At 56.5% G+C, this 17,856-nt stretch carries 16 protein-coding genes; 12 read left to right on the top strand and 4 right to left on the bottom strand.

Features of this window, described 5'->3' with window-relative positions; translation table 11 throughout:
• Positions 1–20 precede the first annotated feature (20 nt).
• Genes AC2FAJ_RS03345 through AC2FAJ_RS03335 form a run of 3 tightly spaced genes read right to left on the bottom strand, consistent with a single transcriptional unit; the run spans position 21 to position 3,010 of the window.
• Positions 21–1,553: an ABC transporter substrate-binding protein gene (locus AC2FAJ_RS03345; protein WP_485453810.1), complete on the bottom strand. Its 1,533-nt coding sequence runs from the start codon at positions 1,551–1,553 to the stop codon at positions 21–23.
• Positions 1,554–1,567: 14 nt separating this feature from the next.
• Positions 1,568–2,143: a D-alanyl-D-alanine dipeptidase gene (gene ddpX / locus AC2FAJ_RS03340; protein WP_447087359.1), complete on the bottom strand. Its 576-nt coding sequence runs from the start codon at positions 2,141–2,143 to the stop codon at positions 1,568–1,570.
• 12 nt (positions 2,144–2,155) lie between these two features.
• On the bottom strand, positions 2,156–3,010 hold the full coding sequence (locus tag AC2FAJ_RS03335) for a MurR/RpiR family transcriptional regulator (protein WP_045630451.1): 855 nt from the start codon (positions 3,008–3,010) through the stop codon (positions 2,156–2,158).
• Between the two features lie 267 nt (positions 3,011–3,277).
• Here AC2FAJ_RS03335 and AC2FAJ_RS03330 point away from each other — a divergent pair, with 267 nt between their 5' ends.
• The 8 genes from AC2FAJ_RS03330 (at position 3,278) to AC2FAJ_RS03295 (ending at position 14,263) form a co-directional block, all read left to right on the top strand.
• The gene (locus AC2FAJ_RS03330; RefSeq protein ID WP_485453809.1) at positions 3,278–4,759 is read left to right on the top strand and encodes an alpha/beta hydrolase; all 1,482 of its coding nucleotides are present in this window, start codon (positions 3,278–3,280) and stop codon (positions 4,757–4,759) included.
• Positions 4,760–4,854: 95 nt separating this feature from the next.
• A complete protein-coding gene (locus tag AC2FAJ_RS03325; protein ID WP_041909895.1) occupies positions 4,855–6,066 on the top strand; it encodes a diguanylate phosphodiesterase in 1,212 nt (403 codons plus the stop codon).
• 88 nt (positions 6,067–6,154) lie between these two features.
• Positions 6,155–7,045, top strand: a complete 891-nt coding sequence (locus AC2FAJ_RS03320) for an aminoimidazole riboside kinase (protein ID WP_319878978.1) — start codon at positions 6,155–6,157, stop codon at positions 7,043–7,045.
• 172 nt (positions 7,046–7,217) lie between these two features.
• A complete protein-coding gene (locus tag AC2FAJ_RS03315) occupies positions 7,218–8,735 on the top strand; it encodes a carbohydrate porin (RefSeq protein WP_319878976.1) in 1,518 nt (505 codons plus the stop codon).
• 66 nt (positions 8,736–8,801) lie between these two features.
• A complete protein-coding gene (locus tag AC2FAJ_RS03310) occupies positions 8,802–10,172 on the top strand; it encodes a sucrose-specific PTS transporter subunit IIBC (RefSeq protein WP_485453808.1) in 1,371 nt (456 codons plus the stop codon).
• On the top strand, positions 10,172–11,578 hold the full coding sequence (locus AC2FAJ_RS03305; protein ID WP_163332302.1) for a sucrose-6-phosphate hydrolase: 1,407 nt from the start codon (positions 10,172–10,174) through the stop codon (positions 11,576–11,578). The genes AC2FAJ_RS03310 and AC2FAJ_RS03305 overlap by 1 nt, the downstream gene beginning before the upstream one ends.
• Positions 11,579–11,606: 28 nt before the next feature.
• A complete protein-coding gene (locus AC2FAJ_RS03300; RefSeq protein WP_047368592.1) occupies positions 11,607–12,623 on the top strand; it encodes a LacI family DNA-binding transcriptional regulator in 1,017 nt (338 codons plus the stop codon).
• A gap of 89 nt (positions 12,624–12,712) precedes the next feature.
• A complete protein-coding gene (locus AC2FAJ_RS03295) occupies positions 12,713–14,263 on the top strand; it encodes a methyl-accepting chemotaxis protein (protein WP_041909905.1) in 1,551 nt (516 codons plus the stop codon).
• A 111-nt stretch (positions 14,264–14,374) separates the two neighbouring features.
• Here AC2FAJ_RS03295 and AC2FAJ_RS03290 read toward each other — a convergent pair whose 3' ends face one another.
• Positions 14,375–15,445: a hypothetical protein gene (locus tag AC2FAJ_RS03290; protein WP_485453807.1), complete on the bottom strand. Its 1,071-nt coding sequence runs from the start codon at positions 15,443–15,445 to the stop codon at positions 14,375–14,377.
• Positions 15,446–15,537: 92 nt separating this feature from the next.
• Between AC2FAJ_RS03290 and AC2FAJ_RS03285 the strand changes: the two genes are divergently transcribed.
• From AC2FAJ_RS03285 to AC2FAJ_RS03270, 4 genes are all read left to right on the top strand, one after another.
• Positions 15,538–16,119: a phage baseplate assembly protein V gene (locus AC2FAJ_RS03285; protein WP_485453806.1), complete on the top strand. Its 582-nt coding sequence runs from the start codon at positions 15,538–15,540 to the stop codon at positions 16,117–16,119.
• Positions 16,049–16,723, top strand: a complete 675-nt coding sequence (locus tag AC2FAJ_RS03280; protein WP_485453805.1) for a hypothetical protein — start codon at positions 16,049–16,051, stop codon at positions 16,721–16,723. Before AC2FAJ_RS03285 ends, AC2FAJ_RS03280 begins: the two co-directional genes overlap by 71 nt.
• A 9-nt stretch (positions 16,724–16,732) precedes the next feature.
• Complete coding sequence (locus AC2FAJ_RS03275) at positions 16,733–17,161, top strand: WapI family immunity protein (RefSeq protein WP_082132730.1); 429 nt, start codon at positions 16,733–16,735, stop codon at positions 17,159–17,161.
• A 272-nt stretch (positions 17,162–17,433) separates the two neighbouring features.
• Positions 17,434–17,853, top strand: coding sequence for a hypothetical protein (locus AC2FAJ_RS03270; RefSeq protein WP_060571812.1), 420 nt, complete (start codon positions 17,434–17,436; stop codon positions 17,851–17,853).
• Positions 17,854–17,856 lie beyond the last annotated feature (3 nt).

The raw sequence follows: 17,856 nt of genomic DNA, 5'->3' as shown, positions 1-17,856 counted from the left end.
CTTTCCCCCAGCGAGAACCGTTATTTACTCATGGTGGCGATGTTGAACACCTGCTCGAGCATCGGATTAAAGGTGAAGCCTTTGACCTCTTTGTTCATCGCCAGCTGGTAGTTCTTCTGGAACAGATAGACGTAGGCCGCTTCGTCAATCACCACCTTTTGCGCCTGCTGGTAATCTTTGGTGCGTTCCGCCTGGTCGGTGGTTTTCAGCGCGGCCTGCAGCAGCGAATCCACCTCTTTGTTCTCATAGAACGAGCGGTTGCCCGGCAGCCCTTTTTTGTCCGATTCGAACCAGTAGTTCATGAACATGTACGGGTCGGCAAAGTCCGGGCTCCAGTTGCCGATGGCAATGTCGTAATCGCCTTTGCCGACGCGGTCGCGCATGGTGGCATTGGCCAGTTTTTCCAGCTTGACGTTAATGCCGATCTTGCCGAGGCTCGCCTGAGTGGAGAGGGCGATAGGCTCCCAGTTCGGATCGTTGTCCGAGTAAAGGAAGGTCAGGCTGGCGGGTTTGTCTTTGACCTTCTCCAGCGCCGCTTTGGCTTTGGCCTCGTCGAAGCTGTACTGCATTGCCGCGGTGTCAAAGCCCCACATGCCTTCCGGGATCGGGCCGCGCATCTGCTTGCCGTTGCCGCTCAGAATGCCTTTTACCATTCCCTGATAGTCCGTCGCCCAGGAGATGGCCCGGCGTAAATCCACCTGATTGAGCGGCGCTTTGCTGTTGTTGAGATAGAGATAGGTCACGCGCAGGGAGGGGTATTCCGCGACGGCGACTTTGCCTTCCTGCTTCAGGGCCGCCAGCTGATCGACCGGCAGGGAGTCGGCAATGTCCAGATCGCCGCGGGAAAGCTGCAGTCGGCGCGAGGCGCTTTCACCGATAATTTTCACCGAGACGCGCTTAAAGTGCGGCTTGTCGCCCGGCCAGTGAGGGTTCGGCACCAGGATCAGCTGCTGGCCTTTCTGCCAGCTCTTCAGCATAAACGGCCCGGAACCGGCGGTGTTTTGCGCCAGAAAACCGCGCGCGTCGTCCGCGGCATTGGCCTTCAGCACCGCCGGGTTAATGATGGACGCCCCGTCGTTTGCCAGCGTGTAGAGGAAAGGCGCGAACGGCTGGCTGAGGGTGAATTTCACCGTGTGGTCATCGACGGCATCAATTTTCAGATCTTTCGGGAAGGCTTCAGACGGCCCCTGGCCGAGCTTCAGCAGGCGCTCAAAGGAGAGCTTGACCGCTTCGGCGGTGACCGGCGTGCCGTCGGAGAATTTGGCGTTATCCGCCAGGGTAAAGGTCCACTCTTTCTGGTCGTCGGACGCCTTCCAGCCCGTCGACAGATCGCCCTCCACCTCGGTAGAGCCGGGCTTGTACTTGACCAGACGCTGGTAGGAAGGATAGGTGACGGTCCAGTCGTTGTTATCGATGGTGATGGCAGGGTCGAGCGTTTGCGGGTCGGCGGCTTTACCGATCGCCAGCATGTCTTTCGGGACGGCGGCCAGCGCCAGCGGGGCGCTCAACGCCAGCGTGGCGGCAATCAGGGTCGTGAGAAGCGATGTTTTCATGGCAGTGCTCCAGGTTAAAGAGAGGTGTGCGTCAGGGGAAAACAGGCAAAACGGTCTTCAAGCAGCGGGTAGCTGGCGGCGTTCGGCAGTTCGAAGTGCCACCATTCGCTGCTAATCCCCACAAAACCGCCGCCGAACATGATGGCATTCAGCAGCAGACGGTTGCGCTGGGCGTGCGGGGGTACGGAAGGGTGATAGGGATGCGAACGGTCATGCATTTCGTCAAAACCGGCGCCCATATCCAGCACGCTGTTATGCTCGTCCATCAGCGTGACGTCGATGGCCGTACCGCGGCTGTGATTGGAGCCAATTGCCACGTCGACCACATACTCCGGGTTCGGGCAGGCGTCCCACAGCTGGGCCTGCGCCTGCTGCGGCCGGTAGGCGTCATACACCACCAGCTTCAGCCCGGCCAGGGCGGCAATGCTGATGGCTTTTGCCAGCGCGGTGGCGGCGTCGGTATGCAGCAGGCACAGCGCCTCCTGATAGATCGGCCTGCCGGTGATGTTGTCGACGGTGGCGTACTTCAGGTCGATATGCAGCGTGGGAAACGTCTTCGCCACGTCAATCAGTTCACTCTCATCGGGCATAGCTCCGCTCCTTTAGCGTTCGAATTGACCAAACTCTTGTTGTAATTGTCGGTTTACCGCCAGACGCGCCGGGAGCGCATCACCCAGCGCTTCCACCACGCCCGACAGCAGCAGGTTGAACAGACAGCTCACGGGGGCAAGCGAATCCCAGAAATGACCGGTATCGGTTTTCACCTGCAGTAAATCCATCGGGTAATCTCGTGCCCACGGGCACCAGATGTCGGTGATTAAGGCCAGCGGGATCCCTTTTTCGCTCGCCACGCGGCAGTACTGGCGGGCCATCGTGGAGTAGGTTCGCGTATCGGTCAGCACAACGTAAGGGTGCGAAAACCCGGAGTTGAGGGATTCCACCCAGCTGCCGGACGCGCCTTCGGAATAGCTCACGCGCGGGCGAAGGTACTCGAGATGGCTGAAGAAGGCGTTGGCGATCCCGCGCGTGGATTGGATCCCCAGCACAAACACCGCGTCGGCGTGGGCCAGGTTGTGCACCACCTGACGGAAGGCGTCCGTTTGCGCCAGCTGATACACCTGCGTAATGGCGTCCACCTCCAGCGAGAGGGCATGCTGAAGGCGGTTGGGCAGGGGACGCTGCTGCTGCCAGGAGTCCAGCCGCTCGTTCATGCCCCAGGGCTGATACGGATCGCGCAGGCTCTTTTTGACATCTTCCAGGTTGCGATACCCCAGCTTGCGCAGGAAGCGTCCGACGGTGATCCCGCTGGTCCCGCTCGCCAGACCGACGCTTTCCGCGGTTTCAAACGGGATTTGTGCGGCGTGCGCCAGCAGCCAGCTCCCGACCCGCTTTTCGCTGGGAGTGAGCTGGCTGAACGTCGCTTCGATACGGCTCAACATCTCGGGTTTCGTCGTCATACCGCCTCGCTGTTAACTGGCTGTCAAAAGCTGGATTTGTGTTACCGGGTTAACAATGCACGACGCGTGCCATGTTCACGGTGAGGTAAAAAACCCGCCGTGCTGTTAATTTCACGCAATATTTAGTTAACCGATGATCAACATTTGTGCAGCGTAGTTCACTTTTGGTGCAGCGGCTGACGCGGCAGGTATGAATTTGATGAATACGTCAGTCCGTTCACATTTTTGATAAGATAAAAGGACAGTGAACACAAAAGGGATCCCGGCATGGCGAATTTGCCCTGGCGAATCAGCGTGCGCCTGACGGCGCTTGCAAAGAAAACAGGGATGGTCGTGGGGATCGTCCTGGTCGTCCTGTTGGCGGTGCGGGTCTATCTCTCGCAGCAGGGGCCGGACCTGCACCTCTGGCACACCTGGCGGGCGAACGAGATGTCCGTGCGTGAACTCGATAACACCAACTTTGCCGGGTATGTTGCCCGGGAAAACGCCATTTTCGCCGAGCTTGATAGGGCGGTGACGGCGAAAACAGCGGGCGAGGAACAAACGCCGCTAAACCGCTATTATCGCCAGAGCCTGGTTTGGCCGGGACAGTTCACGCCCGATGCCAACCGTTCGTTTGTGCTGATGCCAGCAGGAAAACCTCGTGGCGCGGTGGTATTGCTGCACGGACTGACTGACTCGCCTTACAGCGTCAGGCACCTTGCCGAAAATTATCAACAGCATGGTTTCGTGGCCGTGGTTCCGCGCCTGCCCGGACACGGCACCGCGCCCGGCGCGCTAACCGACGTTGACTGGGAGATGTGGCTCGCGGCGACGCGTCTTGCCGTGCGGGAAGCCACGCGCCTGACGGGGAATAACGTGCCGCTGCATCTGGTGGGGTACTCCAACGGCGGGGCGCTGGCGATGAAATATGCTCTCGATGCGCTGGATTCCTCTGCGCTTCGTCGACCGCAGCAGGTAATCCTGCTCTCACCAATGATCGGCGTAACGGCCTTTGCGCGTTTTGCCGGTTTTGCAGGGCTACCCGCGCTGCTGCCGGCGTTTGCCAAAGCGGCGTGGCTGAATATCTCTCCGGAATATAACCCGTATAAATACAACTCGTTCCCGGTGAACGCCGCCCGCCAGTCGTGGCTGTTGACGAAGGCCCTGCAGGAGCAGATTGGCCGTGAGGCGCGGGAGAACAGGCTGGTGAATTTGCCGCCTGTGCTGGCGTTCCAGTCGGTCATGGATTCTACGGTCAGCACCCGCGCGGTGGTGACCGGCCTGTTTGACCAGCTTCCGGCAAACGGTAGCGAGCTGGTGATGTTTGACATCAACCAGGCGGCGAGCTTCCGTCCGCTGTTCAAACCGTCGTCGTGGACGGCAACCTCGGCGCTGCTGCCGGTTTCGCAGAGGCGTTACGGTGTCACGATTATTACCAATGCCAGCGAGCACAGTTTCTCGACGGTGGCGAAAACAACGCCAGCAGGCAGCACGCGGGAGACGGTTGTGCCGCTTGTGCAGACCTGGCCGCAGGATGTCTATTCGCTGTCGCACGTTGCCGTGCCGTTCCCGCCGGATGACGATCTCTATGGCCGCGAACCTGGGGTGAAAAACCGCTACGGGATAAGCCTGGGGACGATTGCGCTGTGGGGAGAAACGTCCGTATTGAGCGTCGGTAAAGAGGCGCTGATGCGGGTCACCTCGAACCCGTTTTACGACTATATGCAGGAGAGGATCGACAGCAGGATTGGCGATGGGGAAAAGTAACGTTCCCTTGTTGCGTGAATATGTTAGGTCGCATTGATTAAGTATGTTACATAGTAGCTTCAAGGCACCTCTCTTTCTCATTGGAACCCCTTTTTGTGCTGACGACACTGATCTACCGAAGCCAGTTGAATTTATCCCGCCCGTCCACCGAGCTGCGGGAGCTGGTGGAGCGCGCCAGGGGCCGCAACACAAAACTGGATATTACCGGCGTCCTCCTGGCTAATGGGAATGAGGTTCTGCAGATCCTCGAAGGGTCGGAAGAGAGTGTGGTCAAACTGTTCCATACCATCCGTGAGGACAAGCGGCACAGCGGGGTGGTAGAACTGCTGCGGGACTATGGTCCGCGCAGACGCTTCGAAAACGTCGGGATGCTGCTGTTCGACCTGCAAACGCAGTCGCCGAAAGAGGTGCTGCAGTCGGTGCTGCGCTACAGCAAGCTGGACAGCTATCTGACCTCCGACGATCGGGTGTTCAAATTTATTCAGACCTTTATAACCGGTAAACGTCCGGCCCCGTCGGGGACGCGTTACACCTCGGACAAATGGACGCTCTCGACCGAAGCGCTACCCTTTGGCGAACATCTTGGCCTGATTGCCGGGCAAACCTGCCAGTTTGCGCTGCAGCCAATTGTCGAGCCCTCGGAAGGGAAAATCAGCTCCCTTGAGGCGCTTATCCGTAGCAATGACGGCGGCAGCCCGGAACATTTCTTCAGCTCCCTGGACCCGGCGAAAATCTATGAAGTCGATCTCCAGACGAAAGCGTATGCCTTCGCGCTGGCGGAAAAGCTGGGCATTGGTAGCCATAAAATCGCGGTAAACCTGCTGCCCATGTCGCTGGTGAATGTCCCTGGCGCGGTGGAATTTCTGGTCGATGAGATTAAAAAACATGGCCTTCAGCCGGAGCAGGTGGTCATTGAAGTCACTGAAAACGAGATGATCTCCGGGTTTAACCAGTTTAACAGCGCCATAAAACGGCTTCGCGGTGAGGGGGTTGGCCTGGCGATTGATGATTTCGGTTCCGGCTATGCCGGGCTTTCGCTGTTGACCCGCTTCCAGCCGGATAAAATCAAAATCGATCGCGAAATCATCAGCGATATCCATCTCAGCGGCCCGAAGCAGGCGATTGTGCGCTCCATCATCAGCTGCTGCTCCGATCTTGAAATTACCCTGGTGGCCGAAGGGATCGAGAAAATAGAGGAGTGGTGCTGGTTAGAATCTGCCGGTATCCGCCGCTTCCAGGGCTTCCTGTTTGCCCGTCCGCAGCTTAACGGCGTTGGCGATATTCGCTGGCCGCATCTGAAGCGTTAGGCAATTTTCCTCACGCGTTATTTCCCCTTTTCCCTGCCTGTGCTTAAATAGCTAAAACGGTTTAACATAGTTTAGCTAAGAGGGTCACATGGAAAAAATCTGGGTACTTGGGGATGCGGTGGTGGATTTATTGCCCGATGGAGAAGGGAAATTACTGCAGTGCCCCGGTGGCGCACCGGCAAACGTCGCGGTGGGCATTGCCCGGCTGGGGGGCAAAAGCGCGTTTATCGGCAGGGTTGGCGACGATCCTTTCGGGCGCTTTATGGCGAAAACGCTCGCTGACGAGCGGGTCGACGTGAAGCATATGCGCCTTGACCCGGCGCACCGCACCTCTACGGTGGTGGTGGATCTGGACGACCACGGCGAACGCTCGTTTACCTTCATGGTGCGCCCGAGCGCCGATCTGTTTCTGGAACCCGCTGACCTGCCGACCTTCAGCGCGGGCGAGTGGCTGCACGTCTGTTCCATCGCGCTAAGCGCAGAGCCGAGCCGCTCGGCGACTTTTCAGGCGATGGACGCCATCCGGAAGGCGGGAGGCTACGTCAGCTTTGACCCCAATATTCGCCCGGATCTCTGGCCGGATGAGAACGCGCTGCGTCGCTGCCTGGAACAGGCCCTGCAAAGCGCCGACGTGGTCAAGCTCTCCGTTGAGGAACTGGCATTTTTAACCGGCGATGCGGATGTACAAGAAGGTCTGAACACGCTGATGCTGCGCTGTCCGGCGCGCCTGGTGCTGGTCACCCAGGGAAAAGAGGGCGTTATCGCCTGGCATCAGGGTGCGGTGAAACACTATCCGGCTACCCCTGTGCAATGTGTCGATACCACTGGCGCGGGCGATGCCTTTGTCGCCGGGCTGCTCTACGGGCTGGCCGCCAGTCAGGAGCTGGTCCCGGCAATCGCCTTAGCCCAGCGCTGCGGCGCGTTAGCCACCACGGCAAAGGGGGCGATGACCGCGTTGCCCTGGCAGCACGACCTGTAATCCTTCCTTCACTGGCCGCCGTCCGGCGGCCTGAATTGTCGCCTCGATCACACTTACTAAATCGGTTTAGCAAAAAAGATTGCCGATCCAAAATTCCCGGGTTTAGTATCAGCAGCCTAAACCGGTTTAGCAATTTAGCACGTTCGATTAATACTTTTAGGGATGCGACAAAATGTATAAAAAACGCAGACTTGCCGTGATGATAGGCATGCTGGCCGGCAGTACCTCTGTTTTTGCCCAGACGGATATGACAAGTATCGAAGCGCGCCTTGCCGCGATGGAGCAGCGCCTTCAGGCTGCTGAAGCGCGTGCGCAGGTCGCTGAAAAACGCGCCACCGAAGCCGAACAAAAAACGCAGCAGCTGGTCGCCGCCCAGCAGCAGACGCAAACGACAACCCAGGAGGTGGCGCAGCGCACCACCGCGCTGGAGAAGAAGGCGGATCAGACCGGCGGGTTTGAGTTCCACGGCTATGCCCGCTCTGGCCTGCTGATGAACGACGCGGCCTCAAGCAGCAAAAGCGGCCCGTACCTGACGCCAGCCGGGGAAACCGGCGGTGCGGTAGGGCGTCTGGGTAACGAAGCCGACACCTACGTCGAGTTGAACCTGGAGCACAAGCAAACCCTGGATAACGGGGCGACCACGCGCTTCAAGGCGATGCTGGCCGACGGTCAGCGAACCTATAACGACTGGTCAGCCGATACCAGCGATCTCAATATTCGCCAGGCCTTTGCGGAGCTGGGTAACCTGCCTGATTTTACCGGCGCGCTCAAGGGCAGCACATTCTGGGCGGGTAAACGCTTCGACCGCGACAACTTTGATATTCACTGGCTGGATTCCGACGTGGTATTCCTGGCCGGTACCGGCGGCGGCGTCTACGACGTGAAGTGGAACGACTCGCTGCGCAGCAACTTCTCGATCTACGGCCGCAACTTTGGCAGCGTGGAGCAGACCGACAATAACGTTCAGAACTACATCCTCAGCATGAACCATTTCGCCGGGCCGCTGCAGGTGATGGTGAGCGGCCTGCGGGCGAAGGATAACGACGACCGTAAAGACGCTAACGGCGATCTCATCAAAACCGACGCGGCCAATAACGGCGTTCATGCCCTGGTGGGACTGCACAACGAGAGTTTCTACGGCCTGCGGGAAGGGAGTGCCAAAACGGCGCTGCTGTACGGTCACGGCCTGGGCGCAGAAGTTAAGAGCATCGGTTCCGACGGGGCGCTGCTGCCTGATGCCGATACCTGGCGCTTCGCAAGTTACGGTGTCACGCCTGTTGGCGGTGGCTGGAGTATCGCGCCTGCCGTGCTGGCGCAGAGCAGCAAAGATCGCTACGTCAAGGGCGACAGCTATGAGTGGGTGACGCTCAACACCCGCCTGATTAAAGAGGTGACCCAGAACTTCGCGCTGGCGTTTGAGGGAAGCTATCAGTACATGGATTTACATCCGGAAGGCTATAAGGACCGTAACGCCGTGAACGGCAGTTTCTACAAGCTGACCTTTGCGCCAACCTTAAAAGCGAGCAAAATCGGCGATTTCTTCAGCCGCCCGGAGCTGCGCCTGTTTGCCACCTGGATGGACTGGAGCAGCAAACTGGATAATTACGCCAGCGATGATGCCTTTGGCAGCAGCGGCTTCAACGCCGGCGGGGAATGGAACTTTGGGGTCCAGATGGAAACCTGGTTTTAACCCATCACGCTCCCGCCCGGCGGGGGCGTTTCGCACATCATAAAAAGAAGTCAGGCAGAGGTATCTATGGATGTTAATCAAATCGCCCGCGAGCTTATTCCGCTGCTGGGCGGCAAGGAAAATATCGCCAGCGCTGCGCACTGCGCTACGCGTCTTCGTCTGGTGCTGGTCGACGACGCGCTTGCCGATCGGCAGGCGATTGGCAAGGTTGAGGGCGTGAAGGGCTGTTTTCATAACGCCGGGCAGATGCAGGTCATTTTCGGCACGGGCGTGGTGAATAAGGTCTACGCCGCGTTTATTCAGGCGGCGGGGATTAGCGAGTCCAGCAAGTCTGAAGCGACGGATATCGCGGCGCGCAAGCTGAACCCGTTCCAGCGCATTGCGCGTTTGCTTTCCAATATCTTTGTCCCGATCATTCCCGCCATTGTGGCGTCCGGCCTGCTGATGGGCCTGCTCGGCATGGTGAAAACCTACGGCTGGGTCAATGCGGATAACGCCCTCTACATCATGCTGGACATGTGCAGCTCGGCGGCGTTTATCATTCTGCCAATCCTGATCGGCTTTACCGCGGCGCGGGAATTTGGCGGGAACCCGTATCTGGGCGCGACGCTGGGCGGCATTCTGACCCACCCGGCGCTGACCAACGCCTGGGGCGTGGCCTCCGGCTTCCACACCATGAACTTCTTCGGCCTTGAGATCGCGATGATTGGCTACCAGGGCACGGTATTCCCGGTGCTGCTGGCCGTCTGGTTTATGAGCATCGTCGAGAAAAACCTGCGCCGCGCGATCCCGGACGCGCTGGATCTGATTTTGACGCCGTTCCTCACCGTCGTTATCTCTGGCTTCATCGCCTTGCTGATTATCGGCCCGGCAGGGCGCGCGCTGGGCGACGGCATCTCCTTTATTCTGAGCACGCTGATTGAACACGCGGGCTGGCTGGCCGGTCTGCTGTTCGGTGGGCTGTACTCGGTGATTGTGATCACCGGTATTCACCACAGTTTCCACGCGATTGAAGCCGGGCTGCTGGGTAACCCGTCCATTGGCGTAAACTTCCTGCTGCCGATCTGGGCCATGGCGAACGTGGCGCAGGGCGGCGCCTGTCTGGCGGTGTGGTTTAAAACCAAAGACGCGAAAATCAAAGCCATTACCTTACCGTCGGCGTTTTCTGCGATGCTGGGCATTACCGAAGCGGCCATTTTTGGTATCAACCTGCGCTTCGTGAAGCCGTTTATCGCGGCGCTGATCGGCGGCGCGGCGGGCGGAGCCTGGGTGGTGTCAGTGCATGTCTACATGACCGCCGTCGGGCTGACCGCTATTCCGGGCATGGCTATCGTTCAGGCCAGCTCGCTCCTTAACTATATTATCGGCATGGTGATTGCCTTCGGCGTGGCGTTTACCGTCTCGCTGCTGCTGAAATATAAAACGGACTCTGAATAATGACGCAACTTTCCCGCTGGCCTGCGATCCTGCAGGCCGTTATGAAAGGGCAGCCGCGCGCGCAGGCGGACAGCCATTACCCGCAGTGGCACCCCGCGCCGGTGACGGGGCTGATGAACGACCCGAACGGGTTTATCTGGTTTGCCGGACGCTACCACCTGTTTTATCAGTGGAACCCGCTGGCCTGCGAGCATCGCTTTAAATGCTGGGGGCACTGGAGCTCTGCGGACCTGGTGCACTGGCAGCATGAGCCGCTGGCGCTGATGCCCGACGAAGAGTATGACCGCAACGGCTGCTACTCCGGTAGCGCCGTGGACAATCACGGCGTTCTCACGCTGTGCTACACCGGCAACGTTAAGTTTGATGACGGCAGCCGCACCGCCTGGCAGTGCCTCGCCGTGGAGCAGCAGGACGGAACCTTTACGAAGCAGGGGCCGGTGCTGGCGCTGCCGGAAGGCTACACCGGTCACGTGCGTGACCCGAAAGTGTGGCAACACGACGGGGAGTGGTACATGGTGCTGGGCGCGCAGGATCTGCAAAAGCGCGGCAAGGTGCTGCTGTTTAAATCAGCCGATTTGCATGCCTGGACGTCCTGCGGGGAGATCGCCGGCCACGGCGTCAACGGCCTGACGGAAGCGGGGTATATGTGGGAGTGCCCGGACCTGTTCGCCCTCGACGGAACGCACGTCCTGATCTGCTGCCCGCAGGGGCTGGCGCGCGAGCCGCATCGCTACCTCAATACCTATCCGGCCACCTGGATGAGCGGGGCATTTGACTATGCCAGCGCCGCATTCGATCACGGCGAGCTTCACGAGCTGGACGCGGGCTTTGAGTTTTACGCGCCGCAAACCACGCTGGCGGAGGATGGACGCCGCATTCTGATCGGCTGGATGGGCGTACCGGACGGGGAAGAGATGCTTCAGCCGACGCGGGCGCACGGCTGGATGCACCAGATGACCTGCCCGCGCGAACTCAGCTATCGCGACGGCAGGCTCTGGCAGACCCCGGCGCGCGAGCTGGCGGCGCTGCGTGAAGATGAGCAGCGCTGGCAGGGGCGCGCCAGCGAGGCGCCGGAACTGGACGCGACGCGCCTGGAGTTTGAGCTGGGTGCATCGCAGGTGAATGTCGATTTCGCAGGCGCGCTGCGCCTCACGGCCGATGAGCAGGGTTTACGCCTTGAACGCGCGAGCCTGAAAACCGGTGAAACATTGACCCGCTACTGGCAGGGTGAGGTTCGTCATTTACGCGTTCTGTGCGACTGCTCCAGCGTTGAAATTTTCATCAATCACGGCGAAGGGGTGATGAGCAGCCGCTATTTTCCTGACCATCCAGCCCGGGTGCGATTCGAAGGTGCGTCCGACATCACATTACGCTACTGGTCGCTGCGCGCCTGCATGATAGAATGAGGGTTTTGGCAGCCGGATCTAAGTCGTTGTGAGAAAAACAAAACGCGTCACCATAAAAGACATCGCGGAGCTGGCGGGTGTGTCAAAAGCCACCGCCAGCCTGGTCCTGAACGGGCGCAGCAAAGAGCTTCGCGTGGCGGAAGAGACGCGCGAGCGCGTGCTGGCGATTGCAAAAGAGCACCACTATCAGCCCAGCATTCACGCTCGCTCGCTGCGCGATAACCGCAGCCACACCATTGGTCTTGTCGTTCCCGAGATTACCAACTACGGTTTCGCCGTCTTTTCTCACGAGCTGGAGACGCTGTGCCGCGAGGCGGGTGTTCAACTGCTTATCTCCTGCAGCGATGAAAACCCAGGGCAGGAGACGGTGGTGGTGAACAATATGGTGGCGCGTCAGGTGGACGGGCTGATTGTGGCTTCCAGCATGCTGAACGATGCGGACTACCTGAAGCTCAGCGAGCAGCTGCCCGTGGTGCTTTTTGACCGGCACATGAACGACAGCGCACTGCCGCTGGTGATCACCGACTCCATTTCCCCGACAGCGGCGCTGGTAGCGGACATTGCGCGCCAGCATCCAAATGAATTCTACTTCCTCGGCGGCCAGCCGCGCCTGTCTCCGACGCGCGACCGTCTGGACGGTTTTAAGCAAGGTCTGCGAGAGGCCGGCGTGGAGCTGCGCCCCGAGTGGATCATTCACGGTAACTATCACCCGAGCTCCGGGTACGAGATGTTTGCTGAACTCTGCGCCCGCCTGGGGCGTCCGCCAAAAGCGCTTTTCACCGCCGCCTGCGGGCTGCTGGAAGGGGTGCTGCGCTATATGGGCCAGCATAACCTGTTGCAAAGCGATATCAGATTAGCCAGCTTTGACGATCACTATCTCTACGATTCACTGACGATCCCGGTCGATACCATTCGTCAGGACAACCGCCAGCTGGCGTGGCACTGCTTTGATCTGATTGGCAAATTGATCGAAGGGGAGACGCCGCAGCCATTGCAGCGCAAGCTGGATGCCACCCTGCAGCGGCGCTATAAGTCAGCGGTATAGCCCCAGGCGATACATCAATAACTTTAATTAATTTAAGTTTTGGAAGCGCCGATAACCATAAGGAATAATTCTCCTTGAGGTATTGGTTTATGTCGTTGAAAAAGTCGTCCCTGATTGTCCTGTTCTCGCTGCTTTTGTTCTTTATCGTCAGCACCGTGACGAGCGTTGGCCTCATCATTAAAAGTAATAACTCGCTGGATAACGTCAACAAAGAGATCCAGGTGGTGCTGTCCATTATTGACCCCATCAACCACAGCCGTACGCTGCGCGTGCGGGTGATGGAGTACGTGAAGATGGTGGAAGCGGGCAACGCGGCGGACGAGTCTGCAAAGCTTGCCGCAGTGAAAGAGGCGCTGACCAAAGCGGACAATGCCTTTGCGGCGTTTATGGCTTCGCCGCGTCTGACGGATGAAGCACCGATGGTGAGTGCCTATCAGGACGCCTGGCAAAACTACCGCAACCAGGGGCTGGCGCCGCTGATCGATGCCGCTGCGGCGCACGATGTCGCCAAATTTGACGCGCTGATCCCGGAAGTTTCCCGTCTCGACCGCCAGTACGAAATCATTCTCGACCAGGTGCTTTCGGTCCACCAGAAATACGCTAAAAGCCTGAACGAGGATGCGAGCAGCAATTTCGTCTCCGGCCTGGTGATGATTGCCGTTATTGCCAGCCTGTTTGTGGTGGTGATCGTTGCAGTCAGCTTCTTCATGAAGCGCTTTGTCTTTGCCCCGGTCAACCTGGCGCGCGAGCACTGCAGCCAGATTGCAGCGGGCAAGCTGGATGTTCCGGTGCCGGTGAAGGGGAGTTCAAGCAACGAAATCGACCACCTGATGGGTTCGATGGAGCAGATGCGTCAGGCACTGCTGGCGACCATCGCCCAGGTGCGCGATGCGAGCCATACCGTGACGCACGCGGCGCAGGAGATTGCCGCCGGAAATATCGATCTGGCTTCTCGTACCGAGCAGCAGGCTTCCGCGTTGACCCAGACGGCGGCGAGCATGGAGGAGCTGAGCGCGACGGTGGCGAACAATACCGATAATGTCTATCAGGCCGGAAAACTGGTGCAGGACGCGGTGAATAATGCCCACACCGGGGAAGCGGTGACCCGTGAAGTCATCGACACGATGAACACCATCGCGGCGAACTCGAAGCGCATCGAAGACATTACCAGCGTGATCAACAGCATCGCCTTCCAGACCAACATTCTGGCACTTAACGCGGCGGTTGAAGCGGCGCGCGCCGGAACGCAGGGCCGCGGTTTTGCAGTGGTGGCCAGCGAAGTGCGCACTCTGGCGCAGAAAAGCGCGGTGGCGGCTAAAGACATCGAGAGCCTGATTGCGCAGTCGGTCTCCAGCGTCAAAAACGGTGCGGAGCTGGTGAGCCGCTCGGGCGAGGTGATTGATTCGATCATTTCGTCGGTGAATAAAGTGAATACGCTAATGGAGCAGATCTCCGTCGCCTCCGAAGAGCAGAGCCGCGGGATCGGCCAGGTCGGGCAGGCGGTAACCGAGATGGATGGCGTGACCCAGCAGAACGCCGCGCTGGTGCAGCAGTCCGCGGCGGCAGCGGCCTCGCTGGAGGAGCAGGCGCAGCAGCTTTCGCGGAGTATTTCGAGTTTTAGGTTGCCGGTGCAGGCTTGATTGATGGTTTAAGGCTCCTGAGGGAGCCTTTTCATGTCTGGCGTAGCTGGAAAGCCGCGCTAGACAAGGATTCACATTTTACGACTAGTAGTCAAGAGCTATAAAATGCGGCTAACCTCCCTTTTTTAACGCACCAATTAAATTTGTTAATTGCTCAATCCCATCAAAAGTCGAGGGTATCTTGTCCTCTGATGGCATTATGTTAGAAAAAATAACCTCTTCAAATTTCACTAAAAGATCTGTGTTATGTTCTCTAATTTCTTGAGCATAAGTTGCGTAATTCTGGATGAACTGGCAAAGGCTTTTTCTTAGGTCAATTTGGATTAATTGTGCGCGGATAGAGTTGAAATTTAAAAGTGAAACTCTAAAGAAATATACGAGTATTAATGTTAGTGAAAGTATGGGGATGATCTTTGCCAAGCTTGACCATCCAGAGGGCAATGCACCAGACTCTGCAAACGTAAGGATCTCTATCAGTAGAGGAAATGGAATAAGTATGCCCAAGATAAACATAAGATACTTGGCTGACTTTAGCTCCTTAGATTTATTTTCCCCAAGCTCGGCAAATCCCTTATAAAGACCGACAAAGTTAAATTTATTTGCCTGCATGACTAGGGATTCATTTAATTTTTCGGATTTAGCTAAGTTCTCCTTTAAAATTGAATCCCAATGGCGTCCTGCATCTTCAAGGTCATTAGCCCTTCGGATATACTCTTGGTATGACTTAGCGTTATCGCTACTTAAAATCTCTCTAATCATTGTTAGAGGCATCTCTTTTAGAGCATATGTGATCTGGCCTGATGATCTTTCGTCGAATTCATCTTGTCTGTAAATTGCGAATTGTTTTATGGCCTCAGTGAGTTGAAAGAGATTGTCTTTATGGAATATATAATTTTCCATAAAAAATCTAAAACAAGAGGTGAAGAGTAGGTTAAGATTTTCTTCATTTATAGGTGTGTTTAGCTCTCTAATGAACGCATCACCAATTAGCTCTATATTAAACTGAACCCTTTCATCCCATATTGCAGCATGTTTTAAAAAAAGTTGTAACGCTCCCATTACGAGGTAGTCTCGTTCTTTACTGAAACTTATCGCGCCATCGGTGTCCATTGCGTTCAATTCACGAAGTTTATTTGAAATGAGATATTGATTATCTGGATTGCTGAAGAAAACAGTATTCATTATCTAATCCTGATGGTCATAAGTTTGTTGTGTAGGTTATGTCAGAATCTAGTCGAATTTCATGTTAAATCAAAAGACCTCACGATTGTGACATGAACATACAAACCAACGCAATTTTACGACTTCTTAGAAATTTCATTCGCACCGGCATTGTGACTGATATTGACCTCGACGAGGGGGGGCGTGTCCAGACCGGCGGCATGGAAACCACCTGGCTGAACTGGCTTTCCTCTCGCGCCGGTCGGTCGCGCGTATGGTGGGCTCCGTCTGTTGGTGAGCAGGTGCTTTTACTGGCGATCGGCGACGAGCTCGATACGGCGTTTGTGCTGCCCGGCATTTTCTCGGATGACAATTCCGAGCCGTCTGCCTCCCCTGATGCGCTTCACGTGTCCTTTGCTTACGGGGCGCTTACCGTGTCAGGCATCAAGACCGCTGACTTCACCGCGTCGGGCTCCATTATGGCCACCGTGCCGATGGTGTTGAACAACGAGCCCGGCGAGGCGTTAGCTTCTGTGTCGATTAAATCAGAGTCGAGAAAAGTAGAACGTAGAGAAAACGTCAATTATGATGACCACAAGGTTAGCCCAAAAGGAAATCATGACAATGAGCGTTGGATTAATTTCAGACGAGCCAGGACGTTTTTATACCTTCCAGTCAACATTGCCTGCAGGTGAATATTTCGAATTTCGTCCCCGCAACCCTCCACTGAACTCAAAACCTATCGTTGATGACGCAAGCGGTATGTGTATTGGTTATTCCGTCGCGCAGGCTCCCGGTTTATGGCAGATTTATGATGCAGACGGCATGTTTGTCAGGCTGGAAGAAGCGCCATTAGAGGCTCCTCTGATTGACCCAACAGATCTCGCTTTAATCGCCTTTGGCGCATTTCGACTTTTTCGGGCTGGTAAGGCGTTACTGGAGAGTGGTGTCAAAACCGCCGTAACGGTGAGACTCAGTGAGGCTACCATCAGTCTCTTGCGTGGCCGTCTGAAAATGGGCTTATCAGCTCGCGGGCTCAGGATGAGTGAATCATCGGCAAAACATATGCTAACACCCGGTCGCTATGTGCCTTTACAGATTCAGGAAAAGGCCATTCGTTATGGTACGAGAACACCAGACCCACTGAAAAAGCCAGGGCTTTTCCGGTACGAGGCTCGTATGTATAAGCTTGTGGAAGACAAGCAAAATAAAGGCGCTTATATTTACAAGTCTTACCGTCTAGAGGTGTTGGTCAGGGAAGCTGACTGGACTATTATGCATTTTCAGTACATGCCGTAAGGGGGGGTTATGATAAATATCACAAGCGGTGACAGACACCTTAAATTAACGCCTTATGAAAGGCTGACTGAGCCCGAGGTGCCTGCCTATAGCCGTATTATGGTATGGGTTGAATTCTCAATCCCTGTCTTAAAAACAGAGTTTGCTGCAGAGTTTTTTGTCGGTCAGTTAGAGCAATTCAGGAATGATACACATGCTTTCCATCAGGCCTTAACGAAAGGTATAAAGTCTAAGGATATTAGTTTAACCTCGGCATTCGAGCAGGTTATGCTTAAGTTTCATCAGGCACATTTTGCCGGGGCTGTTGGAGTTAGTATGGTACTGAAGCCTGAAAACCATGCTGACAGTATTACCCTTGACGATTCCTTTGATATTGATGAAAGTTACTTTCCCGAACTGTTGTCTGGTCTGGACAACATCATTTCATGGCAAAACTGATGCTTGAATTATGCCACAAGACCAGCACTCAGAATGCCGGTCTTTTTATGCCATTTACTCGCGCCTTTCCCTTTTCTTTCAAGCGAAGACTAGCGACTTCATTTCGCAAAAAAAGATGGCCTGAAGGTGACTCATAACGAGCGCCCGCTCTAACAGCTATGAGTCCAAATCCGACAGCACAAAAAATTTTATTCACCCCGGCAATATTTCCCATCCTCATCCGTCTACCTCACCACAAGCCATAATCAGTTACTGTAAACGAGGTAAACACCATGAGAGATTTTGAAATGCACGGCAGAGGTCACGGGCGCGGATTCGGGCGCCACCGTATGGGCAAGGGTTTAGTCATCGGCGCGGTGATTTTGATAGTGCTCGGCCTGCTGGTGATGTCCCTGTGGAACGCCTTGCTCCCGGCGATCCTCGGCGTGAAGGCCATTGGTTTCTGGCAGGCGCTGGGGATTCTGGTGCTGAGCCGCATTCTGTTTGGCGGATTAGGTTTCCGCCCGGGGATGTTTGGCGCGCACCGGCGGATGCACGAGCGCTGGATGAACATGACGCCCGAGCAGCGCGAGGCGTTTATTCAGCAGCGTCGCGAAGGCTTTGGTCGTCACGGTCGCGGTCACTGCGGCTGGCATGGACATCGTGACGATAAGCGCGATGACGCCGCGCCCAAAACGCCGGAAGCCGAGTGAGCG

This window comes from Enterobacter cloacae complex sp. 385G4, assembly GCF_057320665.1.
Note: the sequence above shows the minus strand (reverse complement) of the source record. Positions and strands in the feature narration are given on the sequence as shown.

What these genes read in the sequence shown, in the direction of transcription:
- AC2FAJ_RS03345 (WP_485453810.1), bottom strand. Translation starts at nt 1,553, where the DNA reads ATGAAAACATCGCTTCTCACGACCCTGATTGCCGCCACGCTGGCGTTG.
- ddpX (WP_447087359.1), bottom strand. Translation starts at nt 2,143, where the DNA reads ATGCCCGATGAGAGTGAACTGATTGACGTGGCGAAGACGTTTCCCACG.
- AC2FAJ_RS03335 (WP_045630451.1), bottom strand. Translation starts at nt 3,010, where the DNA reads ATGACGACGAAACCCGAGATGTTGAGCCGTATCGAAGCGACGTTCAGC.
- AC2FAJ_RS03330 (WP_485453809.1), top strand. Translation starts at nt 3,278, where the DNA reads ATGGCGAATTTGCCCTGGCGAATCAGCGTGCGCCTGACGGCGCTTGCA.
- AC2FAJ_RS03320 (WP_319878978.1), top strand. Translation starts at nt 6,155, where the DNA reads ATGGAAAAAATCTGGGTACTTGGGGATGCGGTGGTGGATTTATTGCCC.
- AC2FAJ_RS03315 (WP_319878976.1), top strand. Translation starts at nt 7,218, where the DNA reads ATGTATAAAAAACGCAGACTTGCCGTGATGATAGGCATGCTGGCCGGC.
- AC2FAJ_RS03310 (WP_485453808.1), top strand. Translation starts at nt 8,802, where the DNA reads ATGGATGTTAATCAAATCGCCCGCGAGCTTATTCCGCTGCTGGGCGGC.
- AC2FAJ_RS03305 (WP_163332302.1), top strand. Translation starts at nt 10,172, where the DNA reads ATGACGCAACTTTCCCGCTGGCCTGCGATCCTGCAGGCCGTTATGAAA.
- AC2FAJ_RS03295 (WP_041909905.1), top strand. Translation starts at nt 12,713, where the DNA reads ATGTCGTTGAAAAAGTCGTCCCTGATTGTCCTGTTCTCGCTGCTTTTG.
- AC2FAJ_RS03290 (WP_485453807.1), bottom strand. Translation starts at nt 15,445, where the DNA reads ATGAATACTGTTTTCTTCAGCAATCCAGATAATCAATATCTCATTTCA.
- AC2FAJ_RS03285 (WP_485453806.1), top strand. Translation starts at nt 15,538, where the DNA reads ATGAACATACAAACCAACGCAATTTTACGACTTCTTAGAAATTTCATT.
- AC2FAJ_RS03280 (WP_485453805.1), top strand. Translation starts at nt 16,049, where the DNA reads ATGAGCGTTGGATTAATTTCAGACGAGCCAGGACGTTTTTATACCTTC.
- AC2FAJ_RS03275 (WP_082132730.1), top strand. Translation starts at nt 16,733, where the DNA reads ATGATAAATATCACAAGCGGTGACAGACACCTTAAATTAACGCCTTAT.
- AC2FAJ_RS03270 (WP_060571812.1), top strand. Translation starts at nt 17,434, where the DNA reads ATGAGAGATTTTGAAATGCACGGCAGAGGTCACGGGCGCGGATTCGGG.